This window comes from Micromonospora sp. ALFpr18c, from assembly GCF_008868155.1.
Classification (GTDB): domain Bacteria; phylum Actinomycetota; class Actinomycetes; order Mycobacteriales; family Micromonosporaceae; genus Micromonospora.
The window spans coordinates 1-11,271 of the sequence record NZ_WBKR01000201.1 but is presented as its reverse complement, the minus strand read 5'-3'; the positions used below and the strand labels follow the sequence as shown (position 1 = coordinate 11,271).

Sequence of the window (11,271 nt, the reverse complement as noted above, 5' to 3'; positions counted from 1 at the left end):
GGGTTGGTGGGTGGACAGGGCGCGGAGGGTTTCCGCGGTTGCGATGGCGTCGCTGCGGGCGCTGCCGTGGCGGCCGTCGGTGCTGTAGAGGGTCGGGTCGGCCGTCAGGGGATGGTCGGTGAGGTGCACGTGGATCGTGTGCAGGCGTTCGGCGAGAGCGGCCGTGTGTGCGGAGAGCCGTTGCATCCGTTCGTGCAGGCCCGGGCGTAGCGCCTCGGGGACCGCCGGGCTGTGCGAGACGTCGAACATGCCCACCGTGATCACATCCGCGCCGGCGTCCCGCAGCGCGCCGATCATCGCGGTCAGCTCGGCGTCCACCGCGTCCGCGTCGTACGCCGGGTGGAAGGCGTCGTTGCCGCCGCAGACCACCAGCGCCAGGTCCGGCGCGAAGGCCAGCGCCGCGGCGAGCTGAGCGGCCCGCACCTGGTGCGCCCGCAGCCCGCGCCGACCCAGATTCCGGTACGCCAGCTCGGGGCGCACGGCGGTCAGTTCGGCGGCGATCCGGTCGGCCCACTGCACGTCGGGGTAGCCCGGTGTCGGCTCGCACATGCCCTCCACGACGCTGTCGCCGAGCGCCACGAACCGCCTCCACGGGTGCCCGCGTAGCAGGTCGGCGGCCTCCCCGGGGCGGAGGCAGTACGGGTCCGTCGATTCGGTAAGCGTCGATGGCATGCCGGCACGCTAGCCGACCGCCGACCGCTCGGCCAGGCTCACCTCGGCCAGGTACACGCAGGTCCGTCCCTCGTGGGAGGAGTAGTAGCTGACCCACAACAGGTCGTCGTGCCAGACCAGGCCGGGGTAGCTGGTGTCTCCGCCGGAGAGCAGCGCGACGAGTTCGGTCAGCTCACCCCGGCGACGTCGACGGCGCAGATCGCCGTGCGGACCTCGCCGTCGAGCAGGCGTACGCCGGCCAACAACCGCCCGCCGGGCAGCCGCAGCAGCGTCGGCCCGCCCACCTGGACACCCAGGTCGGTCCAGCTCCAGTCCCGGTACGGCGGTGCCGCCCGGCCGAGGTGCGCGGTGGCGTCGTCCCCGTCGCGGCGCAGCAGGCAGAGGGCGGTGCCGTCCGGGTCGAAGACCAGCCCGGACTCGTTGGGGTAGCCGCCCTCGAACAACGTCGGCACCCACGGCCGGAGGTCGACGCCGTCGGTGCTGCGGTAGAGCCGCGCGAACCTCGGGTCACGGGTGGCGTAGCCGACGCCGTACATCACGTCGTCGCGCCAGGCGGCCCGCCACACCCAGACGCCCGGTTCGCCCACCGGGATCGGCGCACCCCAGCGGTGCCCGTCGACGGAGAGCCAGGTCACCGTCTCGAACGTCTTGGTGGTCGCACCGGTGGCGGCCGCCGCCAGCAGTTGCAGCCGCCCGTCCGGCCGGGGGACGAGGCGCGGGTCGCGCAGGTCGGCGCCGGCCTGCCGGACGACCGCCGCGGACGTCCACGACCGTCCGTCGGTCGACGTCAGCACCCGGATCACGCCGTCGTCGGAGAGATGGGTCCGTGCCTCGCGGAAGACGCAGAACCACCGGCCGGCATGCCGGACGAGGTCGGTGAACGCGCTGTGCGGCGCGGTGTCGCCGATCCGGTGGACGGCGGTGACCTCGGCGGTGACGCGGCGGGTGGGTGACGACGTCATGCGCGGCGGCCTCCTGATGGGGTGACGACGGCCGACGCTAGACCCTCGCGCCGACGGTCGTGCGGCGACGAGACGAACGCTCGACGAACTCCCCGGGCGTGCGGTACGGGCTCAGCGGGCCACGCTGTGCTCGGCGAGGAGTTCGTCGAGCACGTGCCGGGCCCCGGCGGCCTTGGCCGGGTGCGGGTCGTCCAGGGTGATCAGCGCCTTCCACAGTGCCCAGCCTCGTCCTCGGGCCCAGGTGGCGTCGTCGAGACCGAGCGCGGCCCGGAATGCGGCCCGGCTCGGACCGTGCAGCAGGGTCCAGGCGATCACGGTGTCACAGGCGGGGTCGCCCACGCCGCAGCAGCCGAAGTCGATGACGGCGGCGAGCCGGCCGTCGCGGACCAGCAGGTTGCCGTCCGCCACGTCGCCGTGAAACCAGACCGGCGGCCCGGCCCAGGTGGCGTCGAGAGCGGCTTGCCAGATGTCGGTGACCACGTCGACGGGCAGCCGGTCGCGGTGCGCCTCGATCGCCGCCCGGGTCTCCGGGTCGTACGTGGACAGCGGGCCACCTCGCCAGGCGCTGTGCGGGCCGGCCGCCGGGCCGTCGGTGGTGTCGACGCCGTGCAGGGCGCGCAGGAAGGCAGCGAGGTCGGTGGCGAAGACGGTCAGCTCGTCGATCCGCTCGGGGCGCGCGGTCCGGCCGTCGATCCATCCGTAGACCGACCACGGGTACGGATAGCCGGCGCCGGGTCGCCCGTGGGCCAGCGGGGTGGGTATCTCCAGTGGCAGTCGCGCGCCGAGCCACGGCAGCCAGCGCTGCTCCTTGGCGACCTGCGCCGCGTAGCCCTCGCCGCTGGGCAGCCGCACGGTCATGTCCTCGCCCAGGTGGAAGGTGCGGTTGTCCCAGCCGCCGACCTCGACCGGGCGCACCGGCAGCTCGGCCCACCGGGGAAACTGCTCGGCGACCAGTCGGCGGACCAGGCCCGCGTCGATGCGCCGGGCCGTCGTGTCGTCGGTGCGCCGGGCCGTCGTGTCGTCGCTGTGCGGTACGTCGGGTACGGGCTGTGCGCTCATCCGCCCGAGCCTGTGGGCTTCGACGGCCGCCCGCAACCGATTTGCGCCGACAGGGGGGCCGTTGGGCCGGCGCTCGGACAGGCGTGCGGGAGGTGCGGGCCCGCCGTCCCTCAACCGCACGAGGGGGTCGCAATCCGCTGGCAGCGGGAACGTCAGGCGGTGGCGGCAGGTGTGGGCCGTGTCGGTGACGTCGGGTCGGACGCCCTGGCCACCAGCGGGAACGCGGTCACCAGCAGGCATGCCGACGCCATGGCCAGCAGCGCCGGGGTGAGCCCGAGTGCGTCCACCGACCAGCCGCCGAGCAAAGCGCCGACCGGCAGACCGATGAAGGCCAACGACCCGGCGATGCCGATCACGCGGGTCTGCAACTCCGGTGGCACCCGCTCGTAGAGCGCGACACCGAGCAGCGGATTGACCGCCGCGATGCCGATCCCGGACAGGAAGGTCACCACGAGCACCACCGGCAGCTCGTCGCTGATCGCCAGCGCGACCAGCCGGGGTGTGCCGGCGACCAGCGCCCCGACGAGGAAGGTCGACCGGGCCGGCAGTCGCGGCCCGAGCGCGGTGAACGCCACGTTGCCCAGCAGCGCGCCCGCCGAGAACGCCGCCAGCACCAGGCCCAGCCCGCTCGGGCCGTGCAGCTCCCGGGCGACCCACACCGGGATGTAGACCGCCACGCTGGCGTTGGCCACCATGTTGAGCGCCGAGACGACCACCAGCATGCCCAGCAGGGGCCGGTCCCGGGCGAGATAGCCGAACCCGCCGCGCAGCGCCCGCAGGTAGCCCTCCGGCTGGACGGGCCGCGCCGCGGCGGCCGGAGGCCGGACCAGGACGCCGATCAGCAGCGCGCAGACGCCGAAGGTGGCCGCGTCGATGAGGATCGCCTCGGTCACCCCGAACGCGGCGATCAGCACCCCACCCACCGCGGCGCCGAACAGCGTCACCAGCCGGCTCAACCCGTCGTACGCGGAGGTCAGCCGGATCAGCGGCACCCCGGCCGCCTCGGCGACCGGCCGGAACATCACGTGCTTGACCCGGTCACCGATGCCGCGCAGCGCGCCGGCCACCGCCACCAGCGCCACCAGCGGGGCGAACCCCAACCACGGGGTCAGCGCGACCACCACCATGGCCACCGCGCTGCCCGCGTCACAGATGATCGAGGTGCGGCGCAGGCCGATCCGGTCCGCCCACGGCGTGCCCAACGCGCTGGACAGCAGGTAGGGCAGGGTCTCGGCGAACGCGACCAGGCCCATCTTGGTCGGGCTGCCGGTGGTGACCAGCACCAGCCACGGGATGGTCACCACCGAGATGCGGGTGCCCAGGTTGGAGATCAGGTCCGCGCCGACCAGGACGATCAGCTGCCGGCGGGGTGTCACGCCCCGACCGCCGCCGCCCGACGCGCCGCGTACCGCTCGCGCAGCGCCCGCTTGTCCACCTTGACCGACCGGTTCACCGGCAGCCGTTCGACGAACTCCACCCCCGCCGGCGCCCACATCTCGTTGAGTTCGGCGGTGACCAGGTCGATCAGCTCCGCGCCGGTCACCGTGGCGTCCGGAGCCGGCACCACGTAGGCGTACGGAACCTCGCCGACCGTCTCGTCCGGCACGCCGATCACGGCGGCGGCCCGCACCTGCGGGTGTCCGGCCAGCACATCCTCGATCGGACGGCAGAAGATCGCCCAGTTCCGCCGGTGCGTGACGATCATGTCGTGCGCCCGGTCGACCAGGTAGAGGTAGCCGTCGTCATCGAGGTGACCGATGTCGCGGGTGCGTACCCAACCGTCGACGAGCGTCTGCGCGGTCAGCTCCGGTTGGCCGTGGTAGCCGGCGAAGCTCAGTCGGGTGTGCACCCACACCTCCCCGTCGCGGCCCGCCGGTACCACCACGCCGTCGTCGTCGCGGATCTCGATCCGCACGTCGCCGTAGGGCCGCCCGCAGGAGCGCAGCCGCTCCGGGTGCTCCGGGTCGTCGGTCAGGCCGGGCAGCGCGGTGATCACCACGGCCTCGCTGAGGCCGTACACGATGCGCAGCACCGGGCCGAACCGCGCGATGGCCTGGCGCAGCCGGGCGGGCGCGGCGGGCCCGGCGCCCACGTTGAACATGAACATGGCGGAGAAGTCCGCGCCGACCAGCGCCGGATGGTCCAGCAGCTCGTAGAGCATCGGCGGGGTGACGAAGGTGGAGTTGATCCGCTCCCGCTGCACGGTGTCCACGAAGGCCACCGGATCCCAGTCGTCACGCAGGACCAGCACCCCGCCGGTGAACAGGTTGAACAGCGTGGTGATCTGCCCGCTGGCCAGCCACATCGGCGAGTGCGACAGGTGCCGCAGCAGCGGGAACCCGGCGGCGCGCAAGTCGGCGGCCAGGGCGAGGATCTGGGTGTAGAAGCTCTCCCGGTGGTGCACCAGCTTGGGACTGCCGGTGGTGCCGCTGGTCTGCAGGAACGACTCCGGCGCGGGCACGGACTCCGGCAGGCCGACCGGGTCGGCGTCGGCGGTCAGATCCGGCCCGGCGCCGCCCGTGCCCAGGCAGCACACCGGTGTGCCGGGCAGCGCGGCGGCCAGCTCCGGGCCGAGGCTGGCCGGGTCGCGGGCGTCGTAGACGAGGGCGTCGGGGCGGGCCAGGCGGATGAACTCGTCGACCTCCCGGCGGGACGTGACCGGGGCGACCCACATCGTCCGGCAGCCGATCAGGTGCAGGGCGAGCTGGAGCAGCGGGCCCTCCACCGCGTTCGCCACCGTCACCAGCACCGCCGCTCCGGGGCGTACGCCGTGCCGGGTCAGGGTGGCGGCCATCGCGCGGACCAGAGCGGCGGCCTCGGTGTACGTGAGACGGCGGTCCCCGCCGACCAGCGCCTCCCGGTCGCCGAACCCGGCGAAGAGGCCCAGCACCGTGTCCACGTAGGTCGTCGTGTGCCCGGGTCCGTCAGTCATCCGGCAGCCCCCATCCGAGATAGCGGCGGCCCCGGGCCGCTCCCCGGTGAACGAAACGACCGCATCGCCGCCGCCTGCGAGCCTAGGCCGACGAGGGCTCGCCGGAACCCGGCCGAAGGGCGATCTGGCAGGCCCGGCGGACATTTGATCGCGTCGATCAGGTTGATTGACGCCCGTCAGCGGCGGCGGCTAGGTTTCTGGACCATCGTCCAGGCGGGCGCCGTCAGCGGACGGCCCTGGGCTGCCACACGATGGAGGTTCCATGTCGACCCCGAAGAGATGGCATGTCGTCGCCGCCGCGGTCGCGGTGCTGGTCACGGGCACACCCGCCGTCGTCGCCAGCGCCGGTCCGTCCGGGACCGCCGCCGGCCGACCCGACCGCTCCGAGTGGGCGGGCAGCTGGGCCACCGCGGTGACCCGGGGCAACTCGGTCGGGCTGACGAACACCGGCCTGAACGACCAGAGCGTCCGGATGGTCGTGCACGTCTCGGTGGGCGGCCCGGCGCTGCGGGTACGCCTGAGCAACCTGTACGGCGAGCAGGCCGTGCGCGTCGGCCGGGCCACCGTCGCCCGACCGAACACCGCCACCGCCGAGGACCTGTCCGACATCGACGCGGCCTCGCTGCGTCCACTGACCTTCACCGGCGCCGCCTCGGCCACCATGAACCGGGGTGCCGAACTGCTCAGCGACCCGCTGACCTTCCCCGTCGCGGACGACAGCGACCTGGTGGTCACCCTGCACTTCCCGACGCAGACCGGCCCGACCACGTTCCACGGGCAGTCCCAGCAGGCCAACTTCATCGGCGCCGGCGACCTGACCGGCGCCGCCGAGGGCACCGGGTTCACCACCCGCCCCACCTGCTGCTGGTTCTTCCTCTCCGGCATCGACGTGCAGCGCAAGGCCAGCCCCGGCGCGCTGGTGGTGCTCAGCGACTCCATCGGTGACGGCAACGGCAGCACCGTCAACGCCAACCGGCGCTGGCCCGACCTGCTGTCCGACCGGCTGCTCGCGGCCCGCCCGGACGCGCGCACCCCGGGCGTGCTCAACCTGAGCCTCGCCGGCAACCGGCTCAACCACGAGGGCACCGAGCCGGGCGACGGCAACTACCCCGGCTACTTCCAGCTCGGCCCGAACGCGGCGGCCCGGCTCAACGAGGACGTCTTTCCCCAGACCGGGGTGCGCACGGTCGTCACCCACCTGGGCATCAACGACATCTGGATGTCGAACGACCCGCCGGAGGCGATCATCGCCACCCTGCGCCAGATCAACCAGCAGCTCCAGCAGCGCGGGCTCACCAGCCTGGTGGCCACGCTGACCCCGTACGAGGGGCACGGCGCACCGGGTGTGTGGACGCCGCAGAAGGAGGCCACCCGGCAGGCGGTGAACGCGTACCTGCGCGGCAGCCGGGAGTTCGACGGGCTGCTCGACTTCGACCGGGTGCTGCGCGACCCCGCGCGGCCCAGCCAGCTGTCGCCCGCGTACGACTCGGGCGACCACATCCACCCGAACGACGCCGGTAACCAGGCTCTCGCTGACGCGGTGCCGCTGCGGCTGCTCGGGTTGTGACACCGGCCGGGGGTGGCGGGTGATCGTCGCCGCCCCCGGCACCGACATCCTGGGGGGGAGTACGTCGTGACGGTGCAGGATCTGCTCACCGGCCTGTACAGCGAAGAGGGCCGCCAGAATCCGTACCCGTGGTACGCCGGACTGCACCGGTTCGGGCCGGTCAGCGCGGTGCCGGCCCGTGCCGAGCATCGCACGGTGGCGGCGGTGGCGGTCGGCTACGACCTGATCGACGGGTTGCTGCGCGATCCGGAGTGGACGAAACAGCCGCCGCCGGGCTGGCAGGAGCACGAGATCCTGCGGACCTTCCAGACCTCGATGATGTTCGTGAACCCGCCCGATCACACCCGGATGCGGCACGTCTTCTCCCGCACCTTCACCCCGCGCCGGTTGGGCGCACTGGAGCCGGTGATCGTGCGGGTCGTCGACGAGTTGCTGGACCGGATGGCCGACGCGGGGAGCGATGTCGTCGACTTCGTGGCGGATTTCGCGTACCCGATCCCGGCTCTGGTGATGGCCGAGTTCATCGGCATCCCGGTCAAGGACCTGGTGTGGTACCGCGAGCGGGTGGAGCGGATCGACGAGTTGCTGGATGTGGCGGGCAAGACCCCGCAGCGGTTGGCCGCGGCCAACGCCGCGGCGGAGGAGCTGCGGGTCTTCTACCGGGAGCTGCTGGCCCACCGCCGGCGGTCGCCCGGCGACGACCTGCTCAGCGGACTGGTCGAGGCGCTCGACTCCGGTGAGGTGGAGCTGACCGAGGATGAGCTGGTCAGTAATCTGATCGTGTTGTTCAACGCCAGCTTCGTCACCACCGTCTACATGTTCAGCAACGGACTGCCGCTGCTGCTGGCCCACCCGGAGACGGTCGCCGCGCTGCCCGGCGACCAGGAGTTGACCACGGGTTGCGTCGACGAGGTGCTGCGGCTGGAGAGCCCGGTGCACTTCCTGGCCCGCGCCGCGCCGGCGGACACCGTGCTCGACGGCGTGCCGGTCGCCCGCGACGACGACGTCCTGATCATCATCGGGGCCGCCAACCGGGATCCGGCGCGCTTTGCGGATCCGGACGCCTTCGACCCGACCCGACCCGGGCCTCCGTCGCTGGCCTTCGGCGTGGGCCCGCACTTCTGCCTCGGCGCGGCGGTGTCCCGGCTGGAGGGGCGCCTCGCGCTGCCCCGGCTGTTCGCCCGGTTCCCCGACCTGACGGTCACCGAGACGCCGACGTACAGCGGCAGCCTCTTCCTGCGTGGCATCGACAAGCTGCTGATCAGCACCGGCGGTTAGGAGACCGGCATGGCCCTGCACCCGGAGGTGGCGGCGTACCGGGCGGCCCGCGCCGCGGCCGGCACCCCACCGCTGTACGACCAGACGTTGGCCGAGGCCCGCGCCGCGGATCTGGCCGCCATCCGCGCCGGCGCCGGCGCGGTCGAGCAGGTCTTCGAGGTACGCGACGAGCGGATCCCCGGTCCCGCCGGGGACCTGCCGCTGCGGGTGTACCGGCCGGCCGGCTCCGGTGCGCTGCCCACCCTGCTGTACTTCTTCGGCGGCGGGTGGACGCTCGGCAGCATCGACACCGCCGACGGCATCTGCCGGCGGCTGGCCAACCTGGTGCCCTGCCAGGTGATCACCGTCGGCTACCGGCTGGCCCCGGAGCACCCGTTCCCGGCGGCGGTGCAGGACTGTCACGCCGCCACCGTGTGGATCGCCCGGCACGCCGACCGGCTGGGTGCCGACCCGGGCCGGCTGGCGCTGGGTGGGGACAGCGCCGGCGGGAACCTGGCCGCCGCGGTCACCCTGCTCTGCCGTGCGGACGGGCCCGCGCTCGCCGCTCAGCTGCTGGTCTATCCGAACACCGACCAGAGCGGTGCGCCGGCCGGCCCGGTCGGCGACGACTCGACGCTGTTCAACCGCCACTCGGTCGCCTGGTACCGGACGCACTACCTCACCGACCCGGCGCAGGCCCGCGACCCGTTGGCCTCGCCGCTGCTCGCCGACGACCTGTCCGGCCTGCCCCCGGCGCTGGTGGTCACCGCCGAACTGGACCCGCTGTGCGCGGAGGGGCAGCGCTATGCCGAGCGGCTGCGCGAGGCCGGTGTGCCGACCCGGCTGGCGCACTACCCGCAGATGATCCACGGCTTCTTCGCGATGCCCGGTGTGTTCACCGACGGGCGGCGGGCGCAGGCGGGCGCGGCGGCGTTCCTGCGGGAACACTTCGGGCTGCCGGACCGGGCGGCCGCCAGCCCGGCCGGCTCGGCGGTGCGCGGTGGGTGACCCGGTGCTGACCGACGTGCCGGCCGTGTCGCTGGACGACTACGCCGAGCGGGCCCGTGCGGTGCTGCCGCCGGACGTGTGGGACTACGTGGGCGGTGGCAGCGCGGCCGAGGTGACCCTGGCCGCCAACCGTCGCGCGCTGGACCGGGTCGCGGTGCTGCCCCGGGTGCTGCGCGGCGCGGGCACCGTCGACCTCGGCACCCGGCTGCTCGGCCGCCGGTACGCCATGCCGGTCGGGGTGGCGCCGATGGCGTACCAGCGGCTGCTGCACCCGGACGGAGAACGGGGTCTCGCGGCGGCGGCCGGCGTGGCCGGGGTGCCGTACCTGGCGAGCACGCTGGGCAGCACACCGATCGAACAGGTGACCCGGGTCGGCGCGGACGTCTGGTTCCAGCTCTACTGGTTGCGCGACCGGTCCCTCGTCCGTGACCTGTTGGACCGGGTCGTCGCGGCCGGCTGCCGGGCCCTGGTGGTCACCGTGGACGTGCCGGTGCTGGGCCGGCGACCCCGGGACCTGCGCAACGCGTTCCGGCTGCCGGACGACGTGGTCGCCGCGAACCTGCCCGACGGTCGTGACGCCCTGGCGCACACCGGCGCCCCCGGCGTGTCCGCGATCGCCGCGCACACCACCGCGTCGTTCGCCCCGGCGCTGCGCTGGGCGGACCTGGCCTGGTTGCGTGCGCAGGTCGACCTGCCGCTGGTGGTCAAGGGGGTGTTGGACCCGCGCGACGCGGTCGAGGCGGTACGGGTCGGCGCGGACGCGGTGGTCGTCTCCAACCACGGCGGCCGGCAGTTCGACGGTGCGCCGGCCAGCGTGACCATGCTGCCGGAGGTCGTCGACGCGGTCGGCGACGGTTGTCAGGTGCTGCTGGACAGCGGCATCCGCGGCGGAACGGACGTGCTGCGGGCGTTGGCGTTGGGCGCGGCCGGTGTGCTCGTGGGCCGACCGCTGCTCTGGGCGTTGGCCGTCGGTGGTGAGCCGGCGGCCCGGGACGCGTTGGCGCTGCTCGCCGCCGAGCTGACCGACGCGCTCACCCTGGCCGGTTGTGCCGATCCGGCGGCGGCGGCCGAGCTGCGGACGCTCGGGGTGGGCTGAGCGGTGACCGTCACCGACCCGGTCGACCTGCGCCTCGCCGACCTGCACCCGGCGCTCGGCGATCCGGCGTTGACCTCGATGAACTTCCTCAACGAGGTGTCCGAGCGCTATCCGGCGGCGGTGTCCCTGGCGGCCGGCCGCCCGTACGAGGAGTTCTTCGACGTCGCGGCGGTGCACCGGCACCTGGACACGTTCCACCGGCACCTCGTCGACGAGGTGGGGCACTCACCCGAGCAGGCCCGGCGGCTGCTGTTGCAGTACGGCCGGACCAAGGGCATCGTGCACCACCTCATCGCCCGTAACCTCGCGGTCGACGAGGGGATCACGGTCGATCCGGAGGCCGTCGTGGTCACCGTCGGGTGCCAGGAGGCGATGTTTTTGGTGCTGCGGGCACTGCGGGCCGGACCGACGGATGTGCTGCTCGCGGTCGCACCGACCTACGTGGGGCTGACCGGCGCGGCCCGGCTGGTTGACCTGCCGGTGTGGCCGGTCGCTGGCGGGCCGTCCGGGGTCGACCTGGCGGACCTGCGGGCGCAGGTGGGTCGGGCCCGGGCGGCGGGGCTTCGGCCGCGCGCCTGTTACCTGATGCCGGACTTCGCCAACCCGTCCGGGGTCAGCATCGACACCACCGAGCGGCGACGTCTGCTGGCACTGGCGGCCGAGGAGGACCTGCTGCTGCTGGAGGACAACCCGTACGGGCTGTTCCACCTCGACGACG

10 protein-coding genes are annotated in these 11,271 nt (G+C 73.6%); 5 read left to right on the top strand and 5 right to left on the bottom strand.

Features of this window, described 5'->3' with window-relative positions:
* From F8271_RS26210 to F8271_RS26190, 5 genes are all read right to left on the bottom strand, one after another.
* Positions 1-672 (bottom strand): SGNH/GDSL hydrolase family protein (locus F8271_RS26210; protein ID WP_151492491.1); only part of this gene is annotated, 672 nt, incomplete at its 3' end.
* 167 nt (positions 673-839) lie between these two features.
* The gene (locus tag F8271_RS26205) at positions 840-1,634 is read right to left on the bottom strand and encodes an exo-alpha-sialidase (protein ID WP_225854773.1); all 795 of its coding nucleotides are present in this window, start codon (positions 1,632-1,634) and stop codon (positions 840-842) included.
* 111 nt (positions 1,635-1,745) lie between these two features.
* Entirely contained in the window at positions 1,746-2,693 is a 948-nt protein-coding gene (locus F8271_RS26200; RefSeq protein WP_151492490.1) for an aminoglycoside phosphotransferase family protein, read from the bottom strand.
* A 152-nt stretch (positions 2,694-2,845) separates the two neighbouring features.
* A complete protein-coding gene (locus tag F8271_RS26195; protein ID WP_151492489.1) occupies positions 2,846-4,069 on the bottom strand; it encodes an MFS transporter in 1,224 nt (407 codons plus the stop codon).
* Entirely contained in the window at positions 4,066-5,625 is a 1,560-nt protein-coding gene (locus F8271_RS26190; protein WP_151492488.1) for an AMP-binding protein, read from the bottom strand. Before F8271_RS26190 ends, F8271_RS26195 begins: the two co-directional genes overlap by 4 nt.
* Positions 5,626-5,887: 262 nt before the next feature.
* On the opposite strand from F8271_RS26190, the gene F8271_RS26185 reads away from it, so the two are divergent.
* The 5 genes from F8271_RS26185 to F8271_RS26165 all read left to right on the top strand — a co-directional run.
* Entirely contained in the window at positions 5,888-7,192 is a 1,305-nt protein-coding gene (locus F8271_RS26185; protein ID WP_151492487.1) for an SGNH/GDSL hydrolase family protein, read from the top strand.
* A gap of 66 nt (positions 7,193-7,258) precedes the next feature.
* Complete coding sequence (locus F8271_RS26180) at positions 7,259-8,470, top strand: cytochrome P450 (RefSeq protein WP_151492486.1); 1,212 nt, start codon at positions 7,259-7,261, stop codon at positions 8,468-8,470.
* A gap of 9 nt (positions 8,471-8,479) precedes the next feature.
* Positions 8,480-9,457, top strand: coding sequence for an alpha/beta hydrolase (locus tag F8271_RS26175; RefSeq protein ID WP_151492485.1), 978 nt, complete (start codon positions 8,480-8,482; stop codon positions 9,455-9,457).
* Complete coding sequence (locus tag F8271_RS26170) at positions 9,450-10,553, top strand: alpha-hydroxy acid oxidase (protein ID WP_151492484.1); 1,104 nt, start codon at positions 9,450-9,452, stop codon at positions 10,551-10,553. The genes F8271_RS26175 and F8271_RS26170 overlap by 8 nt, the downstream gene beginning before the upstream one ends.
* Before the next feature lie 3 nt (positions 10,554-10,556).
* Positions 10,557-11,271 (top strand): aminotransferase class I/II-fold pyridoxal phosphate-dependent enzyme (locus tag F8271_RS26165; RefSeq protein WP_151492483.1); only part of this gene is annotated, 715 nt, incomplete at its 3' end.